The sequence below is a fragment of the Campylobacter concisus genome, assembly GCF_050447505.1.
Classification (GTDB): Bacteria; Campylobacterota; Campylobacteria; order Campylobacterales; family Campylobacteraceae; genus Campylobacter_A; species Campylobacter_A concisus_BP.
Genome location: NZ_JALMFZ010000001.1, coordinates 727094 through 747008 on the forward strand (window position 1 = coordinate 727094; position 19915 = coordinate 747008).

At 41.3% G+C, this 19915-nt stretch carries 21 protein-coding genes and 1 pseudogene; 12 read left to right on the forward strand and 10 right to left on the reverse strand.

The genetic code is table 11. The features are described 5' to 3' along the window. The first annotated feature begins 1 nt into the window (after nt 1). Nucleotides 2–1081 (forward strand): phosphoserine transaminase, encoded by a 1080-nt coding sequence (serC, locus tag MTT09_RS03550; RefSeq protein WP_429802584.1) that lies wholly within the window; start codon nt 2–4, stop codon nt 1079–1081. After that, nucleotides 1081–2541, forward strand: coding sequence for a methyltransferase regulatory domain-containing protein (locus MTT09_RS03555; protein WP_429802586.1), 1461 nt, complete (start codon nt 1081–1083; stop codon nt 2539–2541). The genes serC and MTT09_RS03555 overlap by 1 nt, the downstream gene beginning before the upstream one ends. 28 nt (nt 2542–2569) lie before the next feature. Here MTT09_RS03555 and MTT09_RS03560 read toward each other — a convergent pair whose 3' ends face one another. Further along, nucleotides 2570–3310, reverse strand: a complete 741-nt coding sequence (locus tag MTT09_RS03560) for a sulfite exporter TauE/SafE family protein (protein ID WP_429802588.1) — start codon at nt 3308–3310, stop codon at nt 2570–2572. Nucleotides 3311–3454: 144 nt separating this feature from the next. Between MTT09_RS03560 and MTT09_RS03565 the strand changes: the two genes are divergently transcribed. Both MTT09_RS03565 and MTT09_RS03570 read left to right on the forward strand, forming a co-directional pair. Next, complete coding sequence (locus tag MTT09_RS03565; RefSeq protein WP_103597405.1) at nt 3455–4726, forward strand: anthranilate synthase component I family protein; 1272 nt, start codon at nt 3455–3457, stop codon at nt 4724–4726. Between the two features lie 242 nt (nt 4727–4968). Next, nucleotides 4969–5211, forward strand: coding sequence for a phosphatidylserine decarboxylase (locus MTT09_RS03570; RefSeq protein ID WP_429802590.1), 243 nt, complete (start codon nt 4969–4971; stop codon nt 5209–5211). 388 nt (nt 5212–5599) lie between these two features. Here the strand turns inward: MTT09_RS03570 and ychF are convergent, their stop codons facing one another. From ychF to rpiB, 6 genes are read right to left on the reverse strand one after another with little or no spacing between them, the layout of a single operon-like run. Further along, nucleotides 5600–6703: a redox-regulated ATPase YchF gene (gene ychF / locus MTT09_RS03575; RefSeq protein WP_429802592.1), complete on the reverse strand. Its 1104-nt coding sequence runs from the start codon at nt 6701–6703 to the stop codon at nt 5600–5602. Beyond that, nucleotides 6703–8154: a leucyl aminopeptidase gene (locus MTT09_RS03580; protein ID WP_429802594.1), complete on the reverse strand. Its 1452-nt coding sequence runs from the start codon at nt 8152–8154 to the stop codon at nt 6703–6705. Before MTT09_RS03580 ends, ychF begins: the two co-directional genes overlap by 1 nt. Continuing rightward, the gene (locus MTT09_RS03585; protein ID WP_429802596.1) at nt 8135–8740 is read right to left on the reverse strand and encodes a DedA family protein; all 606 of its coding nucleotides are present in this window, start codon (nt 8738–8740) and stop codon (nt 8135–8137) included. The genes MTT09_RS03580 and MTT09_RS03585 overlap by 20 nt, the downstream gene beginning before the upstream one ends. Before the next feature lies 1 nt (nt 8741). Next, the gene (gene apt / locus MTT09_RS03590) at nt 8742–9290 is read right to left on the reverse strand and encodes an adenine phosphoribosyltransferase (RefSeq protein WP_103571278.1); all 549 of its coding nucleotides are present in this window, start codon (nt 9288–9290) and stop codon (nt 8742–8744) included. Nucleotides 9291–9310: 20 nt separating this feature from the next. Continuing rightward, nucleotides 9311–9643 carry a hypothetical protein gene (locus MTT09_RS03595; RefSeq protein ID WP_002939538.1) on the reverse strand — a complete coding sequence of 111 codons (333 nt, stop codon included), beginning with the start codon at nt 9641–9643 and terminating at the stop codon, nt 9311–9313. Next, the gene (gene rpiB, locus MTT09_RS03600; protein WP_021086444.1) at nt 9640–10083 is read right to left on the reverse strand and encodes a ribose 5-phosphate isomerase B; all 444 of its coding nucleotides are present in this window, start codon (nt 10081–10083) and stop codon (nt 9640–9642) included. Before rpiB ends, MTT09_RS03595 begins: the two co-directional genes overlap by 4 nt. A 109-nt stretch (nt 10084–10192) precedes the next feature. On the opposite strand from rpiB, the gene MTT09_RS03605 reads away from it, so the two are divergent. Next, entirely contained in the window at nt 10193–11578 is a 1386-nt protein-coding gene (locus MTT09_RS03605) for a DUF4139 domain-containing protein (RefSeq protein ID WP_429802599.1), read from the forward strand. 18 nt (nt 11579–11596) lie between these two features. Here the strand turns inward: MTT09_RS03605 and MTT09_RS03610 are convergent, their stop codons facing one another. The 3 genes from MTT09_RS03610 to folD are packed head-to-tail and all read right to left on the reverse strand — an operon-like array spanning nt 11597 to nt 14001. Next, nucleotides 11597–12253 (reverse strand): site-2 protease family protein, encoded by a 657-nt coding sequence (locus tag MTT09_RS03610; RefSeq protein WP_429802601.1) that lies wholly within the window; start codon nt 12251–12253, stop codon nt 11597–11599. Further along, complete coding sequence (lepB, locus tag MTT09_RS03615) at nt 12240–13145, reverse strand: signal peptidase I (RefSeq protein WP_429802603.1); 906 nt, start codon at nt 13143–13145, stop codon at nt 12240–12242. Before lepB ends, MTT09_RS03610 begins: the two co-directional genes overlap by 14 nt. Before the next feature lie 4 nt (nt 13146–13149). After that, entirely contained in the window at nt 13150–14001 is an 852-nt protein-coding gene (folD, locus tag MTT09_RS03620; RefSeq protein ID WP_429802605.1) for a bifunctional methylenetetrahydrofolate dehydrogenase/methenyltetrahydrofolate cyclohydrolase FolD, read from the reverse strand. A gap of 83 nt (nt 14002–14084) precedes the next feature. Between folD and MTT09_RS03625 the strand changes: the two are divergent. From MTT09_RS03625 to MTT09_RS03655, 7 genes and pseudogenes are all read left to right on the forward strand, one after another. Continuing rightward, a pseudogene (locus tag MTT09_RS03625) lies at nt 14085–14420 on the forward strand (c-type cytochrome); the annotation flags it as partial. Between the two features lie 266 nt (nt 14421–14686). Then, nucleotides 14687–15970, forward strand: coding sequence for a glutamate-1-semialdehyde 2,1-aminomutase (gene hemL / locus MTT09_RS03630; protein WP_429802607.1), 1284 nt, complete (start codon nt 14687–14689; stop codon nt 15968–15970). Beyond that, nucleotides 15970–16251, forward strand: a complete 282-nt coding sequence (locus MTT09_RS03635) for an AtpZ/AtpI family protein (RefSeq protein WP_012001455.1) — start codon at nt 15970–15972, stop codon at nt 16249–16251. Before hemL ends, MTT09_RS03635 begins: the two co-directional genes overlap by 1 nt. Continuing rightward, a complete protein-coding gene (locus MTT09_RS03640; protein ID WP_429802609.1) occupies nt 16199–16753 on the forward strand; it encodes a hypothetical protein in 555 nt (184 codons plus the stop codon). The genes MTT09_RS03635 and MTT09_RS03640 overlap by 53 nt, the downstream gene beginning before the upstream one ends. Next, a complete protein-coding gene (locus tag MTT09_RS03645) occupies nt 16743–17987 on the forward strand; it encodes an MFS transporter (RefSeq protein ID WP_103598374.1) in 1245 nt (414 codons plus the stop codon). The genes MTT09_RS03640 and MTT09_RS03645 overlap by 11 nt, the downstream gene beginning before the upstream one ends. Before the next feature lie 3 nt (nt 17988–17990). Further along, nucleotides 17991–19637, forward strand: coding sequence for a flagellar hook-length control protein FliK (locus tag MTT09_RS03650; RefSeq protein WP_429802611.1), 1647 nt, complete (start codon nt 17991–17993; stop codon nt 19635–19637). After that, a complete protein-coding gene (locus MTT09_RS03655) occupies nt 19634–19900 on the forward strand; it encodes a FlhB-like flagellar biosynthesis protein (protein ID WP_223227339.1) in 267 nt (88 codons plus the stop codon). The genes MTT09_RS03650 and MTT09_RS03655 overlap by 4 nt, the downstream gene beginning before the upstream one ends. The last annotated feature ends 15 nt before the right edge of the window (nt 19901–19915 follow it).

Consider the following 19915-nt stretch of genomic DNA (forward strand, 5'->3'; position numbering starts at 1 on the left):
AATGAGTAGAAAAATCAACTTTAGCGCAGGCCCAAGTGCGATACCATTAGAGGTTTTAGAGCACGCAAAGGCCGAATTTACCGACTACAGAGGCGAGGGCTACTCGATCATGGAGATCAGCCACAGAAGCAAGACCTTTGAGGAGATCCACTTTGGCGCGATGGAGAAGATAAGAAAGCTTTACGGCATCGGCGATGAGTATGAAATTTTATTTTTGCAAGGCGGCGCACACTTGCAATTTAGCATGATACCGATGAATTTATATCAAGGTGGCAGGGCCGAGTACGCAAACACCGGCGTTTGGACAAACAAAGCCATTAAAGAGGCAAAAGTGCTTGGCGTAAATGTAGATGTCGTAGCAAGTAGCGAGGATGAAAATTTCTCTTACATCCCTGAGTTTAAATTTAGCGACGACGCCGACTACGCCTACATCTGCTCAAATAACACGATTTATGGCACGCAGTATAAGGCTATGCCAAAGACCAAATCGCCCCTTGTTGTCGATGCTTCGAGCGATTTTTTCGCTAGACCGCTTGATTTTAGCAGTATCGGCTTGCTTTACGGCGGCGCTCAGAAAAATGCAGGCCCAAGCGGTGTGACTATCGTCATTTTAAGAAAAGATCTAGTCGATCGCGTGAGCAGCCAAAACGTCCCTATGTTTTTGCGCTACAAAACGCACGTAGAGGCAAACTCGCTTTACAACACACCGCCAACTTTTGGAATTTATCTTTTAAATTTAACCATGCAGCACCTACTAGATCTTGGCGGACTTGCCGAGGTTGAGAAGATAAATGCTAAAAAAGCAAGCACGCTTTATAGCATAATAGACAGCTCAAATGGCTTTTACGTGGGTCACGCTAAAAAATCAAGCAGGTCAGATATGAACGTGAGCTTTACGATACCAAAAGATCATGCGCTTGAGCCAGTTTTCGTCGAAGAAGCGCTAAAAGAGGGCATGCTTGGGCTAAAAGGCCACAGACATCTTGGCGGCATAAGAGCCTCTATTTACAACGCCGTTAGCCAAAGCGACGTTGATAAACTTGGCGAGTTCATGAGAGAATTTGCCAGAAAGCACGGCTGATGAACAAGGCAAAAAAAGCTTACGACGAAATTCCCTATTTCTCAGCTGCATTTAGTGACTGCTCGCCCGTTAGGATAGAGGCGGTTGCTAAATTTCTAGGCCTAAAGGCAGCAAATTTAAAAGATGCTAGAGTACTGGAGCTTGGCTCGTCATACGGCGGCAATATCTTGCCATTTGCAGCTTCTCACAAAGAGGCAAAGGTCGTTGGCATCGACATCTCAAGCCACCAAGTAGAAGAGGGCAACAAGATCGCAAAGAAGATGAAATTAAAAAATTTCACCCTTCTTGAGCGTGACTTTTTACACATGAATGAGCACGATATCAAAGAGCTTGGCGAGTTTGACTACATCATCGCCCACGGCGTTTATAGCTGGGTGAGCCCAAACGTAAGAGACGCGCTGCTAGCTACGATAAAGGCGCTACTTAGCAAAGATGGCATCGCCTACGTCTCTTATAACACCTACCCAGGCTGGAAGAGCCTTGATATCTTAAGAGACTTCATGCTTTTTTCGAGCGCTGGCAAGGAGAGCAAAGAGGCGCTTTCTCACGTCAAAGAGGAGCTAAATTTCTTGCAGGATTATTTGAAATTTAGCCTGCAAAACCAAAGCGACGTCGTCTATAAAGACAGCATGAAACTACTTTTGACGCAGCTAAATTTCTTACAAGGCATCATCGCAAAGGGGAGTGATTATTACATTTTGCATGACTTTTTGGAGGCTAGCAACGAGCCAACATACTTTCATAAATTTGCTAGGCATATCGATAAACACGGGCTTTGCTACGTCATAGACGCCTCGCTAAATGACATCTTTGCAAGCTCAACTGGGATATATCGCTTTGACGCGCACATCGAGCAAAGCTACAACACTCGCATCAAAAAAGAGCAGCTAAACGACTTTTTGTTTAATAGATCCTTTAGAAAGAGCCTCATCGCGCACAAAGAAAGGCTTGAAGGCGCTGAGGACTTTGACGCAGTGCTTGGAGAGAGCGAGCTTGATAGGATTTATTTTGCGTATTTTAGTGAGCAGCCAAGGACAAAAACGCAAGAAATTTTGAGCAAAGCCTATCCGCAAAGCCTAAATTTAAGTGAAGTAAAGGCTGCACTTGGTGAGAGCGAGAGTGAAGCATTTATGGGGCTACTTGAAATTTTAAATGATCAAAACACCAAAATTTCATCCTCAAAGCTTGCTGCACTTGCTTATGAGCCTAAAAAAACTAGGCTAAAGCCTATGACAGCGGCCTATCTTGGGTATTTTCTGGAGGCTAGCTCGCCAGTTATTTCTTTGGCAAATGAGCTAAACGGCAAGCTTAGTTTAAGCGTTGAAGAGATCAAAGCTGCATTGAAATTTGACGGCAAGGCTAGCTTTAAAGAGATCGCAAATGGCGTAAATTTAAGCGAAGATGAGCTAAAAGAGCTTGCTTTTAAACTAAGCGAAGCTTACTTTTTTGAAGAAATTTAAAAAAGAGCGTGGCAATTTAGCCATGCTCTTACTCAAAAAACATATCTTTTAATATCAAACATATCATCGCTATGTAAAAGACCAAAAACCATTTTTTAAGTGTTTTTTTGTCGGTATGTTGCGTCTTTTTGGTGCCAAAGTATGCGCCTATTAGCGAGCCAAGACCTAAAAATGTGCCCTCAGCGTATGAGATGTGACCATTTAGTGAGAGTGAGGTGAAGCCGGCAATGGCTGCAAACATAACGAAAAATACGCCCATAGAAACGGCTTTTTTCAGCTCATAACGCAAAAAGCCTACCAAGATAGGAGCGATAAAGACGCCTCCGCCGATGCCGATACTAATGGCAAAAACGCCAACAAAAACGCCAACTAAAAATAGCAAAAAGAGCGAATTATTCGCATTTGAGCCGTCGCTGTTTGGTGAAAAGTATAACTTGATAAGCGAAAAGATAAACGTCGCTAGAAGCATAGACTCAAGCAAAAGTGCAGGCGCGTGCGATACGATGATGCCACTAAAGCTAGCTCCAACCAAGCCTCCAAGCCCCAAAACCACACCACGATCTAGCTTTAAAAGGCCGGCTTTGTAGTTTAGATACGAGCCAAATGTCGCGCTAAAGATCATCTGCATGACGCTTATGCCAATGGCTGTTTTCACGTCATATCCAAAGGCGACCATGATAGGAACGACGACCGTGCCGCCACCGATGCCAAAAAACCCAGCAATGTAACCAACGCCGATACCGATTATAAATAGTTCTACAAAAAGCATTTTTTCTCCCTTGACTGGTGCAAATTTTAGCCAAGGGGCTCTTAAAAAAATAGTAAAAAAGGCGTAAATTTAAAAATTTAGCCAAAATTCTAAAAAGTAAAAGCGAAAATTTTTTATAATCAATAAAAATTTAAAAGGAAAAATATGCTCTTAGAACAACCACTTTTTTATTACGAAGCGATCAGAGAAAAATTTAAAAATAGCTACCTTGCTGAAGACAAGACACAGACGATAATCGGCATCGACTGCGAATATATCGACGAAAAGGATATGGACTTTTACGGACTTAGAAGCTACTTTGATACTAATCGTAACAGATCGCTTGCACCTTTTGCTGGGCTTTTTGGCGTTTTTGCTTATGATGGCGTGAGATACTTTGAGTATATCGGCGAAGAGAAGGCTAAAAAGTATGAGTTTCCAAAATTTATCTACGCCGATGCTAAAGCATATCTGCACTTTGATAAGATGAGTAAAATTTACACTTTTTATGGAGATAAAGAGAGGTATTATGACTTTTTGCTAAATTTAAAGGCAGAGCATAAGGGCGAAAAAGAGTGTGAATTTAGCATAAAAACTGATCTTAGTAGTGAAAAGAAACACTTTGAAGATATGGTTGAAGTGGCAAAAGAATACATAAGAAGTGGCGACGTCTTTCAAGTGGTGCTTGGCGAGCTACTTGAAATTTCAACGAATATGAGCAGCTTGGACTTTTACAAAAAGCTAGCCACCGCAAATCCAAGCCCATATATGTTTCATTTTCCTACGCCTTATGGCGATGTGGTTGGCTCGTCGCCTGAGCTTGTTTTTGAGATGAAAAGTGAGCAAATTTTTGTAGCACCAATCGCAGGCACAAGACCAAGAGGTGGCGATGCAAACGCTGACTTGGCGCTTGAAAATGAGCTATTAAGTGATGAAAAGGAGCTCGCTGAACATAAGATGCTAATCGACCTTGCCAGAAATGACATCGGCAGGGTCTCAGAGCCAAAGAGTGTGGCGGTAAAAAATGCGATGCATATCCAGAAATTTGAAAAAGTGATGCACATCGTGAGCGACGTCTATGGCAAGTGCGCTAGGGAGCTTAACCTTTTTGACGTGTTAGCTAGCATCTTCCCAGCTGGCACGTTAAGCGGTGCGCCAAAGATCAGAGCGATGCAGATAATCAATGAGCTTGAAATTTTTGAGCGAAATATCTATGGCGGGGGCATTGGATTTTTGCATTTTAGTGGCGACGCTCAGGTGGCGATCCTTATCCGCTCAGCCATCTTTGTGCCAGCTAAAAACGGCTTTAGTGACGTATATATCGGAGCTGGAGCTGGCATAGTCTATGACTCAAAGAGCGAAAAAGAGTATGCTGAAATTTGCCACAAACGAGCCAGCGTGGTAAATGTCTTTAAAAACAGCGCAAAAGAGGTTTAAATTTACAAAGTAGGAGTTTTTATGCCAGGGCAAAATTTAATCTAATCCTAGCTGTAACGATTTTTGTTTTTATATGTGCATGCTTTATGGTGCATAAGGATTATAAAAAGAATTTGCAAAAAGATAAATAATTAAATTTGTAAGGCGGTAAATCAACCTGCAAAAACAAATTTGTATTATTTGGCTTTAAAAAGAATAACTAATGCCAATATAAATTTAGCCTATCTAACGACCTTATTTTTGTGGGCGCGCTAAACGCTAGCAAGATGAGATTTTGTTTTGATGAGCACATCCAAATAAATGTGGTGGCAAATTTCACACAAATTTATGAGTATGAAAATTTACACATCAAAAAGGGCGAGCGTCTTGGAAATTTCGAGCTTGGCTCAACCATCGTTATACTTAGCAAAAAAGATACGACCAAATTTAACCTCTTTAAAAACAAAGAGCTTAAATTTACTGAGGCGATCAGGCTTATAAAATAAATAAGCTAAGCATATAGGTAAATTTTTATACTTGGTCAATGTTGTTTATTAGGATTGGTCTATTTACCTAAACTTTGGTGGTGTTTTCACGTGTTCATTATATAAGCTTAAAACAGTATCACAGTTTTTGATCCATAAACTCATAGTATTTAAAATTTATCATAGACGTGAAAGCTTGTAAGAGATAGTGAGCGCATTATTTTATATATTGAAATTTCTCTAGGCTTAGTATTTTTCTTAATACTTAATTGGCTCATAGGATTATGACTTGATATTTTTAAAAGATATTTTATTAACTTGTTATAAAAAAAATTAAATTTGCCTTGCAACCCAAGGCTTAAATATTTTATCTACAAAATTTAGCTATTTAGCCCAAAAAGGGCTAAATTTAGACATTAAACCTAAAGTGCATCACGTCGCCATCTTGCACGACGTAGTCTTTGCCCTCAAGTCTCATCTTGCCAGCCTCTTTGGCTCCGTTTTCGCCGCCATGTGCGATGTAGTCATCATAGCTTATCACTTCAGCTCTGATAAAGCCTCTCTCAAAGTCGTTGTGGATGACGCTTGCTGCTTTTGGCGCTTTCCAGCCATTTGTGATCGTCCAAGCTCTAACTTCAACGACGCCAGCGGTGAAATAGCTTATCAAATTTAGCTTAGCAAAAGACGTTTTGATGATCTTTTCAAGACCGCTCTCACTCGTGCCAAGAGATGCTAAAAACTCGTGAGCTTCCTCATCGCTTAGACCTATTAGCTCCTCTTCGACCTTGGCGCAAAGCTTGATCACCTCGTGATCTGAAGCTTTAGCATACTCTTTTAGCGCTTTTACAAATTTATTATCTTCGCTAAGCCCCTCTTCATCGACATTTGCGCCATAAACTACCTCTTTAGCGCTTAGAAGCCTTAGCTCTTTGTTGAGCGCTAAAAACGCCTCGCTCTCTCTTTGCTCAAAGCTGCTCGCACTTTTGCCATCATTTAGGTGAGCTAGAAGTAAATTTGCTATCTCAAGCGCCTCTTTAGCACCTTTTGCATTTGCTTTTGCCTCTCTTGTGAGCTTTTCTATCTTTTTATTTAGCTGCTCGATGTCAGCTAGTATCAGCTCGGTTTGGATGATCTCGATGTCTCTTACTGGATCGACGCTGCCCTCGACGTGAGTGATGTTTTCATCCTCAAAGCAGCGAACTATGTGCAAAATAAGCTCGGTTTCTCTGATGTTTGATAAAAATTTATTGCCAAGTCCCTCGCCTGAGCTTGCTCCTTTTACAAGGCCTGCGATATCGACAAATTCGATGGTTGAGTATTGAATTTTATTAGGACTAACTATCTTTGCAAGCTCGTTTAGGCGTTTATCAGGCACTGGCACGATGGCTTTGTTTGGCTCGATAGTGCAAAACGGATAGTTCGCACTCTCGGCGTTTTGCGCCTTTGTAAGTGCGTTAAATGTCGTTGATTTGCCCACATTTGGCAGGCCTACTATTCCAACTGAAAGTCCCATCAATTCTCCTTGCTAAGTGCTTGTAAAAAGTATAAATTCATCCTCACGCCCGCTCCACTCGCACCTGCTTGGTTGTATCCCCAAGCCTTTTCGCGGTATGCTGGGCCTGCGATATCAAGGTGTAGCCACTTATCTTTGTACTCATCTTTGATAAATTTAGCTAAAAACATGCCAGCTGTGATCGCGCCGCCATATCTGCTTGAGGCGCAGTTGCTAACGTCTGCGATCTGGCTTTTGATAAGCTCGCTAAGATAAGGGTTAAAATCAAGCGTAGTCGCTAGCTCGCCACTATCTTTTATCTTGTTTTTAAACTCGCTTTTTAGGCTCTCGCTGTTGCCCATGATGCCTGTTGTGTATTCGCCAAGTCCCACGACGCAAGCGCCAGTTAGGGTTGCCATGTCGATTAGGATGTCTGGTTTAAAGTCTTGAGCGTAGCTTAGGCAATCAGCCAAGACCAAACGTCCCTCTGCGTCGGTGTTTCTAACCTCTATGCTAACGCCACTTCTTGAAATAAGCACATCGTCTGGCTTATAGGCGTTGCCGCCGATCATATTTTCAGTTGCGCCCAAAATGGCGTGAATTTCAAATGGTAAATTTAGTTCCGCTGCACCTTTTATGATGCCAAGTGCTGCTGCTGCACCGCTTTTGTCTGACTTCATTGTTAGCATATAATCAGCCGGCTTCAAGCTAAGTCCGCCGCTATCGTATGTTAGGCCTTTGCCAACAAAGATGATGCGTTTTTTAGACTTTTTAGGCTTATAGGTTAGGTGGATGAGCCTTGGTTTATGCACGCTTGCGCGATTTACCGCCAAAAATGCGTTCATATTCTCTTTAGCTAGAAATTTCTCGTCATAGACCTCGCACTTTATGCTTGTGATGTTTTTGGCTAAATTTAAAGCGTCCTCGGCCATCTTTTGTGGTGTGTAAATTTCTGGGATTTCATTTACGATATCTTTTGTGAAATTTGTAGCGCTTGCTATTATCACTGCCTCTTTAAAGCCCTCGTCTGCTGCCTTTAGATCGATCTTTTTGCCAGCAAATTCTTCAGTAGAAAAGATGATCTCTTTTAGGGTGTATTTCTCTTTTTTCTCTTTATATTTGTTAAATTCATAGCTTCCAAGTAAAAAGCCCTCAGCAAGTGCTTCAAAGCTTAGTTTTTGGCACTCCGCTACGTAAGAAGCTAGCTTTATACTCTTGATGTTTAGTGACTTTAACGCGTTATAAGCTTTCGCGGCCGCAACTCTAAGCTCGTCAAGATCAAGCTTAGAAAGTGGCACGTAAGCCCTTTTTGCCTCGCTTAGGATAAGGACGCTATCGCCTTTGTAATTGTTAAATTTAATAGCCTCTTTATCGCCTATAAATTTATGTTTTAACTCCTTATCCACTACGAAAATTAGTTCAATATCAGCTTTTATATTTTTTAATTTCTTATCAACTATTTGAAACTGCATGTCTTCTGTCTCTCCTTTCGTTTAAAATTTTATTTTCGATGCGCTTAAATGTGTAGATCAAAAGCCCCATAAATATGGCAACCACTGGGATGGCGACATACCAGTGCTCTTTTGCTTCTTGTAAAAGCACAAGTATATGCTCGCCAAGTATCCAAGCAGGTATGGTAGTGATCGCCGCCCAGCACCAAGCGCTGATCAAATTTATAAAGGCATATTTTTTAGCATCATAGCCGGTAAGTCCTATGCAAAGTGGGATGATGACACGAAAGCCATACATATAGCGTTGCAAAAAGATGATTGGCCAGCCGTATTTTTTCAGCATTATGTGCGCCACTGCAAATTTTCTCCGCTGCGTGTGAAGCCTTTTTGCGATGTATTTTTTATTGTAACGGCCAAGGTAGAAGTAAATTTGATCTCCCACAAAGCCTCCAAGTCCAGCCACAAAGATAGCAAGTGCGATGTGCATGTGCGTGGTGTGAGCGAGAATTCCAGCCATTATTAAGGCCATCTCGCCCTCCATGATACACCAGACAAAAAGTATGATGTAGCCGTACTCTTTAAGCAGTTCTATAAAAAACTCTTCCATTCTAAACCTCTAAAACGCTGTAAATTTTAGTAAGCGACTTTAGCTTTTCGCTACCTTTTAGATCGACTAGATCTATGAGAAAGCACGCCTCTACGCAGGTTGCGTTAGTTTGATTGATAAGCTCAACTGAAGCCTTTGCAGTGCCTCCAGTGGCTATGAGATCATCCATCAAAAGCACTCTTGCACCCGCTTTTTCTCCAAAAGCATCGATGTGAATTTGCACTTCATCGACGCCGTACTCTAGGCTATATTTTTGAGAAAGCGTGATAAAAGGCAGTTTTTTTGGCTTGCGAATAGGCACAAAAGGCAGCCTTAGTCTTGCTGCAAGCGCCGCGCCAAAGATGAAACCACGTGACTCGATGCCAGTGATGTAGTCAATCTTTGCGTCCTCATATCTAGCCACCAAATGATCTATCAAAAAGTTAAATGCCTCTTTGTTATTTAGTAGCGTCGTGATGTCGCGAAAGACTATGCCAGGCTTTGGAAAGTCGTTTATGCAGCGAATAGAGTTTAGTAAAAATTCTTTGCCTTTTTGATCTAAAATTTTCATAAATTTCCTTAAATTTGAGGTTATAGTAGCGCTTCGATCTTGCCTTCAAGCTCACGTATGCGTTGTCTTAGCTTGTCGTTTTCTAAGCGGTACTGGGAGTTTCTTGTGCGAAGTGAGGTTACGTCGTTTTTAGTTTTGTTTAGCTCGTCTGTCAAGATGTCGATGTTGCCCAGACTTCGTTGAAGTTGGATCTGAAATTTTCTTATGACGACCTCGGTATCTTGGAGGTTATTTTTCATAAAATCTTTTGTCGCACGCTCTTTTTTTAGAAGCGTTTTGAAGTAAAAAACCATGACGGTTAGGTAGATCGCAGCACAAACAAGAGCGGTAAAAACGATCCACTCGCCTATCATTTGCCTGCCTCAAGCTCTATTTTTTTGACTCTTCTTTCGTGTCTGCCGCCTGCAAACTCAGTCTTTAAAAAGGCTTCAACCGCCGAGATAGCCACGCCTGCGCCAATAACCCTTGCGCCAAAAGCAATCACGTTTGCGTCGTTGTGCTCTCTGGCAAGTCTAGCGGTAAATTCGTCGTGGCAAAGGGCACATCTTACGTTTTCATGCCTGTTTGCAGCTATTGATATACCTATGCCTGTGCCACAAACTAGCACGCCGTAGCAGTTAGGCTCAAGTTTGCTTGCTAGCAAATGCGCATAATCAGGGTAATCAACGCTATTTTTATCGTTTGTGCCAAGATCAACTACTTCGTATCCAAGCCCTTTAATAGCCTCTTTAAGCTCGTTTTTTAGCTCAAAACCAGCGTGATCGCTAGCTAAGAAAACTTTGTCTATCTTCATGAAAAGTCCGTTAAATTTTTTGTTGATTATAGTCAAAGTTGCATTAAAATAAAATTTTACTCTCAGCCAAAATGAAGCTATAATTTACCAAAAATTTAAAGGAGAAAATGTGAAAAAAGCACTCTTTTTAGTAGCTTCTACGCTAGCCTTTGCAAATGAAAATCTAATAGAGATCTACACAGATCAAACCATCATCACTCAAAAATTTAGTGACGCAAATAGCTCTTTTAGCGCCTTTGTGCCAGAGGGTGTGCAGAGTGAGAACATCACTATAAATGGGGATTGTGACGCGAATGCTTATCTAAAAAAGATCAGCGAAGAAAATAGCCCAAGTTACATAAAATGGAAGCAAGAAGTTGCAAATTTAAGTAGTAAGATTGAGGCGCTAGATGCAAGAGGTAGGTTTATAGAACAAGCTTTGGTGGAAGAAAACAAAAGTAACGATGTGACAAAAAGAGCTGATGAGTTTTATAAATTTAGCCTAGAAAATATCGAGAAAATTTCAGCTGCTAAAAGTGAGCTTGAAGCGCTTAAAGAAAATGAGCCAAAGAGCGAGATGGCTGGATTTTTGCAGCTTGATATGAAATTTGCTTGCGACCCAAAAGAGGCGACGCTATCATATATGGATGATGAGGCCCCAAAGACGCTAAATGAAATTTATGCAGACACAAAAAACAAAAATATCTTGATAAAACAAGAAATTTTGCTCACCAACCCATTTGCCAGCGATGTTAAAAATTTAAAACTCGCTATCTATCCGACCAGATATCAAAAAGAGCTTGCTCCAAGTAAATTTTACCCTTGGTACGAGGAGAGTGAGGTAGAGGCTGATGGTTACGGTGCTTCAAAAAATATGCTAAGAGCTGCGAAAGTCACTGCTGAGGTCGCTGATATGCGTGTGCAAAGAGATGAGAACGAGTTTGCCAAAATTTGGAAGATAGATGGGATAAATTTAGCAAAAGGCGAGAGCAAATATATAACTTACGATACACAAAAAATGGATGCAAATTTTAGCGTTTTTGCTGATTTTTACGGCTCACTGAAGGCATATAACGTAGCTAGTTTTAAGCTAAATGACGATCTAACTCCAGCTAAAACACAGTTTTATGTTAATGGTGTGAGTGTCGGCAACCCAAGCGAGTTTGAGATGAAAGCTAAAGATGAGCCGGTGCAGTTATTTTTAGGACAAAACGAGCTAATCGAGCTTAAAAAAGAACGCTTAAATAAATTTAAAAAGAGCTCGATTCTTGGCAAAGACCGCATAAGCGAAGAGGGCTATGAGATAAGTGTCAAAAATAACTCAAGTAAAAGTGTCGATGTCACTTTGGTTGATCGCGTGCCAGTATCTGCTGACGAGGCGGTAAAGGTCGAGATAAAGGGCTTTGATAAAAAAGATATCAGCAAAGATGGCAAGGTGGAGCTTAAATTTAGCCTTGCGCCAAAAGAGGAATTTAAAAAAGAGTACTCTTATAAGATCACAAAGCCAAAAATTTAGAGCAAATTTGCTCTAAATTTAGCCATTTATAAAGGCACTTGCGATATCTAGAACGTATCTTGTCGGATAAAAGATAGTATCTTTTAAAGGCGAAATGAGGATGATGATAAGGATGACAAAGCCATATCTTGAGATACCCTCAAGCTTTTCTGCCAGTGCATGAAAGCCAAAATTTCTAAGTGCATACTCCAGTGCGTGAAAGCCATCAAGTGGCGGAATCGGATAGAGGTTAAAGATGGCTAACATCAAATTTAAAAGCGCAAGCGTAAATAAAAACTGAAGTAAAATTTCAAAGGTTTCTATATTTAATAGAGCCTTTAGCACAAAAAGCGACAAGACGCCTAGGATGACGTTGTAGCAAATGCCAGCTAGACTTACGTAGATAGCTGCCTTGTATCCGCCATTTCGCACGACTGTGTAGGTATTTACAGGCACTGGTTTTGCCCAGCCAAACATCATGCCAGTGCTTAGATAAAGCACCAGTGGCACGATGATAGTGCCGATAGGATCGATGTGTTTTATGGGATTTATGCTAAGTCTGCCAAGGCTTTTTGCGGTGTTGTCGCCAAATTTATAAGCGACATATCCGTGAGCGATCTCGTGGCCTACGATGGCGATTATTAAAGATATGACGATAGTGGCGACCTTTATGGGGTCAAAATTAGTGAAGTCCATCAACTTCTCCCTCTTTTAGAGCTTGTTTTGTGAAAAACTCATCGTTTTCTATCGTATCTACAAAGCGTCCGATACGCTCCCAGCGCACATTGTAGTTATTGTCCCAGCTAAAATAAATAAACCAAGGCTGACCGACTATGTCCTTGTAAGCCACGCTTCCCCAAAAACGGCTGTCGTTTGAGTGATCGCGGTTGTCGCCTATCATAAAGTACTCATCCTTTGGCACTTTTACGTAAAATGCATTAAAGTTAAAATTTGGATTTTGCGGTAGTGAGCTAATGAGTGCTGGCTTCATAAAAACGTTTGATTTGTTTGTATTTAGCATGAAAACCATCTGCTCAAATAAATTTACATTTTCATCGTAGTGGATGCCGCTAAATCTATATGGCTCTTTTATGAAAAGTTTGCCATCAAGCTCGGCTATGTCGCTGCATGAGTAGCCAAATTTACTCTCTTTGCCATTTAAATTTTCACGGCAGTTTGCCTTTATGAAGCTATCTCCCTCTTTTGGGCGCAGATAGAGGGCTTTTTCAGTAAAAACGATCTCGTCCTCGCTAGTTGCAAAGCAGCGCTTTACAAAGTGAGTTTTCTCCTCTTTTGGATAGCGAAATACGACTATATCGCCCCTTGCAGGACCATCGCCTGTGATGAGGTGCCCATTGTCATTTAGCTCAGGTAAAATTTTCACCTCAAGCCATGGAATTCTTGGTGTTGGTATGCCATAAACATACTTTTTAGCAAATAAAAAATCCCCAACCAAAAGCGTGTTTTTCATCGAACCAGACGGGATCACAAAAGCTTGAGCTACAAAGAAAATGACAAGCAAAACGATGATAACCGTGCCTGTCCAGCTCGAGCAAAAGTCATAAAATTTAGTAAAAGCTCTCTTCATTATCTCACTCTTTAATTTTTTTTGCTTGTGCAGCAAGGATTGTGTTGTTTAAAAGCATGGCTATGGTCATCGGACCAACGCCGCCAGGAACAGGCGTGATGTATGAGCATTTTGGTGCGACCTCGTCAAAATCCACATCGCCCACAAGTTTGCCATCATCTAGTCTGTTTATGCCCACATCAACGACTACTGCGCCATCTTTTACCATATCAGCCTTTAAGAAAAATGGCTTGCCAATGGCTGCGACTATAAGGTCAGCATTTTTGCAAATTTCTTTTAAATTTTTAGTCTTGCTGTGCGTCACAGTAACCGTTGCAGAGGCGTTTAGGAGTAAATTTGCCATAGGTTTGCCAACGATGTTACTTCTACCGATCACCACCGCATTTAGTCCAGCCACATCAATGCCATACTCTTTTAAAATTTCCATCACGCCAAGCGGTGTGCAAGGCACGAAGCCATCTAGTCCGCTAACAAGCTTGCCAACATTTACAGCGTGAAATCCATCTACATCTTTTCGTGGATCGATCGCTGCGAGCACGACGTTTGTATCGATATGTTTTGGCAGTGGTAACTGAACCAAGATGCCATGGATGCTATCGTCTAAATTTAGCACGTTTATAAGGGCAAGTAGCTCGTTTTGGGTTGTATTTTCGCTTAGACGGTGAGCCACGCTTTTTATGCCGTATTCGTTGCAGGCTTTCTCTTTGGCTCTAACGTATGTTTGAGATGCCTTATCTTCGCCGACCAAGACGACGGCTAAGGTTGGCTCGACACCAAATTTCTTTAGCTCATCAGCTCTTACTTTTACGCTTTCTTTGACCTTTAAAGATACGGCTTTTCCGTCTAAAATTTTCATATTCGATCCTTACTTAAAAGCTTTTTTAATCACAAGGGTGGTATCATACCTAAAAATAAATTAAATTTTTAAAAGAGAGGTTTATGAGGTCTGTTTTTTTGATTTTGCTATTTTGCGTGGCGATTTTTGGAGCTGATTTTATCACAAAGACCGAGTACGCCAAGATGCTCTACCTAAATCCACGTGGCATAGGCTGTGATAAATGTCACGGCGCAAAGGGCGAGGGCAGTCTAATCTCTAAATACAAACACTTTGACAAAAAGGCAAATAAAACGGTCGATGATGAGCTTAGAGCGCCAAAGATAAATGATATAGACTTTGAAAGCTTTAAAGCAGCTCTTACAAAGCCAAAAGGCGTCATGCCAAGCTACTTTTTGACAGACGAGGAGACGACCATCCTTTATGAATACATCACAAATCAGATGAAGCCTCCCGCAAAAACGGCAAAATCGCAAAATTTAACCAAGTCAGCCGCTCCTGCTGCTACGCAAAAACAGCCAGAGCAACCTGCTAAAGCTGCCCCAAGCGCAAAAGCAGTAGAGCCAGCTAAGAGCACACCAACTAAGCCAGCTGAGCCCGTAAAACCAGCTAATACCCAGGCACAAAAGGCCCCAGTAAAACCAGCAATAAATCAAAAAGATAATCAAAAGACAAATTTAAAAACACAAAATCAAAAGGATAAAAAATGACAAATAAAGAGGCATTTAGTGAAGCTAAAAAATATATCCCAGGCGGTGTAAATTCTCCAGTTCGTGCATTTGGCAGTGTTGGTGGCGAGCCTGTGATGATAGATCATGCTAGGGGAGCTTATCTATACGATGTCGAGGGCAAAAAATACCTTGACTTCATCCAAAGCTGGGGTCCGCTCATCTTTGGTCACTGCGACAAAGACATAGAAGAAGCGATCATCTCTGCTGTAAAACAAGGCATATCTTACGGTGCTCCCTCTCCAAAAGAGACCGCTCTAGCAAAGCTAATATGTGACGAGTTTAAACAAATAGATAAAATTCGCTTCGTTAGCTCTGGCACGGAGGCTACCATGAGCGCTATCAGAGTGGCTAGAGGATATGCCAAAAAAGATGGACTTATAAAATTTGAAGGCTGCTACCACGGACACAGCGACGCGCTTCTTATCAAAGCAGGAAGTGGCGCTACGACATACGGCAACGCTTCAAGCGGCGGCGTGCCACAAGATGTTGTGAAAAATACATTTTTAGCTATCTACAACGATATAGAGAGCGTAAAAGCCATTTTTGATAACAACAAAGACAAAATAGGCGTCGTCATAATCGAGCCAATAGCTGGAAATATGGGGCTTGTTCCAGCTGATAAGAAATTCTTACGTGAGCTTAGAGAGCTTTGCGATAAATTTGGCGCTGTGCTCATCCTTGATGAGGTTATGAGCGGTTTTAGGGCTTCTCGCCTTGGCTCATATCCATTTCACGAGGTGGATGCTGACCTTGTCACATTTGGCAAGGTTATAGGCGGAGGCATGAACGTCGCTGCATTTGGTGGCAAGGCTAAGATAATGGACTGCTTAAGCCCAGAGGGCGCTGTCTATCAAGCAGGCACGCTAAGTGGCAACCCAGTGGCGATGAGCGCTGGTATAGCAGCTATTTCAAAGATAAATAACGACGCAAATTTATACGCTAGACTTGAAAAACTAGCGAAAAGATTAATGGACGGCTTCAAAGAGGCAGCAAAAAGCGCTGGTATCACTATCCAAACCGAGGTTCGTGGCTCTATGTTTGGCTACTTTTTTACAGATCATGCAGTGAAAAACTACGATGATGCGCTAAAGAGCGATACAAAACTCTTTGCTAAATTTCACCAAGTGATGCTTAGACGCGGAATTTATCTTGCACCTAGTCAGTTTGAGACGGGATTTATCTGCGATGCGATGAGTGAAGCGGATATCGATCTAGCGGTAAATGCAGCTAAAGAGGCATTTTTGGAGATAAAAGCTTAATGGCAAAATTTAAGATAAAAGATATCGTAGCAGGAGCTGAGCAGCTAAGCCTTGGCGTTTCAATCGTAGTTGCGATCTTGCTTGGCACTGGGCTAGGATATCTTGTAAAAAAGGCTACAAATTTCACGCCAGCACTTTGGATAGGCTTTGCTATTGGCATCGCAGCTGCTATTTTAAATGTCTATAAAGCCTACAAAGCGCAGGTTAAAAGCCTAGATGAGCTAAAGGATGAGACTAGATATAAGGGCTACACAAAAGACGATGATGACGAGGACGATTAGCAGGCTTTTTATTTGCTACTTTGCGCTTTGGTTAGCCCTTAGCGTGGTTGGCAAATTTATATCAAATCAATTTTTTATAAGCTCGCAAATTTCATTTTTTGCCTCGCTTATCATCCTAACGGCTAGCTTTTTAGCCTATAAAAATCGCATAAACTCAAGGCTAGAAAATGCAAGAGATGAAATTTTAGCCAAGATAGAAGAAGAGGACGAAGAAGATGATGAAATTTTGCCCCAAAATGAGGCAAAAGAATTTAGTCTAAAAGATGAAAAAGCAAGGCTAAAAAAGCAGAAATTTTCATTTAAAGATAGAAGCTTTGCAGCGGCCTTTATGCCTTATCGCTTGGTTGCGTATGCGATACTTTTTTTTGGATTTATATTTTTAAAAAATGAAAATTTACTAAACGTGCCTGGCTTTTTGGTGGGGCTTGCTCCGATGCCCATTGGAGCTTTTATCTTTGGGATAATGCAAAATAATTTGAGAAAGGACGCAGATGGCAAGTAGCTTTAGGATCATTCGCTCGATGGGGCCGCTATTTTTAGGCATGAGCCTACTTTTTATAGGCAATGGCCTAGTCATCGCATCTTGTAGCGCACTTCTTAAGCAAAATGGCGTAGGTGAGCTTGCGATTGGACTAATTAACACTGGATTTTTCATAGGAGCGTTAATTAGCACGATCACAGCGCACAGGATCATCTCAACCACCGGCCACATCAGAGCTTTTGCTATCTTTTCAGCTATATTTGCAGTCTCAGCCATGCTTCACGCCATAAGTGAAAATTTAATATTTTGGGCGATTTTGCGAGCCTTTTTGGGATATTGCTACTACGCACTTTTGATGGTTATAGAAAGCTGGCTAAACGCTAAGATCCCAAACAAGATAAGATCGCGCGTCATCGCCTTTTACGAGTGCGTTTTCTACACGAGTTTTGGACTTGGAATTTTGATCTTAGCACTTGATCTTAGCGCATTTGAAATTTTCATCATCAGCGCAGCCTTTATCATGCTCTCAAGCATACCTTTAAATTTAATCCGCATCAACCAGCCTCAAATCCCACAGCGCCAACCCATAAACATCCCAAAAATTTTTGGCATCGTCCCGCTAGCACTCGTGGGAGCGCTCGTTGCAGGCCTTGCGATAAATGGCTTTTTTTCTATGGCAAGCCTCTTTGTCCTGCTTCAAGGATATAGCGCAAAAGAGGCGTCATTTTTCATGACCATAGCGATGGCTGGGGGCTTTTTGGCTCAAACATTTATCGGAGGCTTTTCAGATAAATATGGCAGACGCCCAGCGCTCTTGCTTTGTAGCGTTGTATCTTTAATCAGTGCGGTTTTATTTTTGTTAAATGGCTCAAATTTGATCGTTCAATACATACTTTCGTTTTTCTTTGGCGGCGGCATTTTTTGCACATACGGACTTTCACTTGCTAGGGCAAATGACGAGATCACAGACAAGACAAAGAGCGTCCAAGTGGCACGCGCGCTGCTTTTTAGCTACTCTTTTGCCTCGCTTTTCTCGCCGCTTCTTATGAGCTATGCGATGAAAATTTTTGGCGCATTTGGCTTTATCTATGTCTATTTGGTGCTTTATGTTGGGCTCATTTTATTTGCGCTAACGCAAAAGACCATACCGCAGCACATGAGAAAAGAGTACAACGACAGGCTCGTTGCAAGGACGGCTGGCATCGCGACTATTCAGCAAAATGGCAATTTTGCCGATAGAGAAAATAAAAAGTAGAAAATGGACGTAGCAAATTCTCTAAATATCTCAAACACCTCGGTTCAAACTGGGCAAAATGCCGCCCAAAACGCGCCTGTTCGTAAAAACGAGGGTTCGCTTTTTAAAAATCAGCCAGCTGGGACGCCAAGCGAGCAGACCGTCTCAAATGCTCTTGATAACGTTGGTAAGTTAGTTGCAAGGGTGCTTGATGATCTAAAAAGCGCTTCAAGCCTTAGTAAAGCAGAGCAAATTTTATCTCAGGCAAAAGATACGAAGATCGCTCCAAATTTAGCAAGTGAGCTCTCAGACCTTGCAAAAAGCCTAGAGACAGAAGCTACACAAAATGAAAGCCCTGAGATAAAGAGCCTTGCACTAAAACTAAAAGAATTTCTAAAACCAATAGCAGGTCTCAAAGCTGGCTCGCTAAATGATCAGATCAAAAACTCTGGCGTCATGCTTGAAGCAAATTTAAAAGATGCGCTTACTCCAGAAAAACTGCCAAGCTCGATACAAAAGCTACTAAGCGATATAAAAAATCTCTCAAATCAAAATTTACTTAGTCAAATTTTAACTCTAAATGATGAGAGTTTGGATAATCAAAACTCATTTATGAAGCTTACTTCTATGCTTGAAAAAGCGAGTGGTGACGCTAAAAATATTCTTGATAACTCAAGCATAAAAACGCTTTTGAAAGATGTGGATAAGCTTGATAATGTGGCTAAATTTCTTGATAAAAACTTCTCAAAAGAGCAAAGCGCAGACGCGGTTAAAAGCCAGATCGGCAAGATGGAGAATTTCATCTCAAATTTAAGCGAAAAGGTAGCAAATTTAGCGAGCGAAAAGCTAAATCAAAGTGTGGCTTTTAGCTCAAATCACAAAGAGTTAAAAGCTATCCTTGAAAACCTAAAAAACGATCTAAAAATGCTAAATAACATAGGCGATGAGGCTGGGCTTGTAAAGGCATTTAACGAGGTTAGCGACGTCTCAAAAGAGGGCAGCTTGCAAGATAAGCTCCAAAGTGCGGCAAGACGTCTCGCTCATAGCCTAAGTCTAGCAGACCCAGAAGCAAGCACAGCTAAAAGCGAGCTATCTGAGAGCAAGGCGCTTTTAAAACAGCTAAAACTAGCCACTAATGATATAAACAACATCACGACAAAGAGCGGCAGTGAAATTTCAAAGGTGCTAAATCAAGATGTAAAAAGCACGCTTTTAAACATAAGTGAAAAGAGCCAAAATGCCCAGACCGTCAATGCTGCAAACAAAATGATATCTCAAATCGAGATGCACCAGATGGTCTCAAGTTTGCAAGGAGGCATACAAACTTATATGCCTTATATCTGGGATGGCGTTGAGGGCGGAAATGTCGCGTTTAAGCAGGGCAAAAAGGATAAATTTTATGCCCAGATCGATCTAAATTTCAAGAAATTTGGGCAGATAAATGTGATGGTTGGGCTTGTGGATAAACGCTATATCGATCTATCGGTGGCAACGCAGACAAATGAGTTTAAAGAGCTTATCTTAGGAAATTCAAGCGAGCTAAAACAAGCTATCTCAAAGCTTGGACTAATCGTTTCAAATTTTAACATCAAAACCTTGCCAAAGGTGAAGCTAAACGATAGATTTAAAAATTTTGGCGGCCTTGATGTGGGCTTTGATAAGAAAATTTGATGCAAGTAAATAAGAAAAAAGCCGTTGCTCTTGGCTACAACAGATCGCAAGATAACGCTCCAAAGGTGCTTGCAAGCGGTGCTGGAGAGATAGCAAATAAGATAATAAGCCTTGCAAAAGAGCATGACATACCGATCAAAGAGGATCCTGATCTCATTGAAATTTTAAGCAAGGTCGAGGTCGATCAAGAGATACCGCCAAATTTATATAAGGCGGTGGCTGAGATATTTAGCTTTTTATATAAGATCACAAATAAAAAGTAAATATTGCACTTTAAT

Bases quoted from the DNA above. Each gene is read 5' to 3' on its own strand.
- serC (WP_429802584.1), top strand. From the start codon at position 2: ATGAGTAGAAAAATCAACTTTAGCGCAGGCCCAAGTGCGATACCATTA.
- MTT09_RS03555 (WP_429802586.1), top strand. From the start codon at position 1,081: ATGAACAAGGCAAAAAAAGCTTACGACGAAATTCCCTATTTCTCAGCT.
- MTT09_RS03560 (WP_429802588.1), bottom strand. From the start codon at position 3,310: ATGCTTTTTGTAGAACTATTTATAATCGGTATCGGCGTTGGTTACATT.
- MTT09_RS03565 (WP_103597405.1), top strand. From the start codon at position 3,455: ATGCTCTTAGAACAACCACTTTTTTATTACGAAGCGATCAGAGAAAAA.
- ychF (WP_429802592.1), bottom strand. From the start codon at position 6,703: ATGGGACTTTCAGTTGGAATAGTAGGCCTGCCAAATGTGGGCAAATCA.
- MTT09_RS03580 (WP_429802594.1), bottom strand. From the start codon at position 8,154: ATGCAGTTTCAAATAGTTGATAAGAAATTAAAAAATATAAAAGCTGAT.
- MTT09_RS03585 (WP_429802596.1), bottom strand. From the start codon at position 8,740: ATGGAAGAGTTTTTTATAGAACTGCTTAAAGAGTACGGCTACATCATA.
- apt (WP_103571278.1), bottom strand. From the start codon at position 9,290: ATGAAAATTTTAGATCAAAAAGGCAAAGAATTTTTACTAAACTCTATT.
- MTT09_RS03595 (WP_002939538.1), bottom strand. From the start codon at position 9,643: ATGATAGGCGAGTGGATCGTTTTTACCGCTCTTGTTTGTGCTGCGATC.
- rpiB (WP_021086444.1), bottom strand. From the start codon at position 10,083: ATGAAGATAGACAAAGTTTTCTTAGCTAGCGATCACGCTGGTTTTGAG.
- MTT09_RS03610 (WP_429802601.1), bottom strand. From the start codon at position 12,253: ATGGACTTCACTAATTTTGACCCCATAAAGGTCGCCACTATCGTCATA.
- lepB (WP_429802603.1), bottom strand. From the start codon at position 13,145: ATGAAGAGAGCTTTTACTAAATTTTATGACTTTTGCTCGAGCTGGACA.
- folD (WP_429802605.1), bottom strand. From the start codon at position 14,001: ATGAAAATTTTAGACGGAAAAGCCGTATCTTTAAAGGTCAAAGAAAGC.
- hemL (WP_429802607.1), top strand. From the start codon at position 14,687: ATGACAAATAAAGAGGCATTTAGTGAAGCTAAAAAATATATCCCAGGC.
- MTT09_RS03635 (WP_012001455.1), top strand. From the start codon at position 15,970: ATGGCAAAATTTAAGATAAAAGATATCGTAGCAGGAGCTGAGCAGCTA.
- MTT09_RS03640 (WP_429802609.1), top strand. From the start codon at position 16,199: ATGAGACTAGATATAAGGGCTACACAAAAGACGATGATGACGAGGACG.
- MTT09_RS03645 (WP_103598374.1), top strand. From the start codon at position 16,743: ATGGCAAGTAGCTTTAGGATCATTCGCTCGATGGGGCCGCTATTTTTA.
- MTT09_RS03650 (WP_429802611.1), top strand. From the start codon at position 17,991: ATGGACGTAGCAAATTCTCTAAATATCTCAAACACCTCGGTTCAAACT.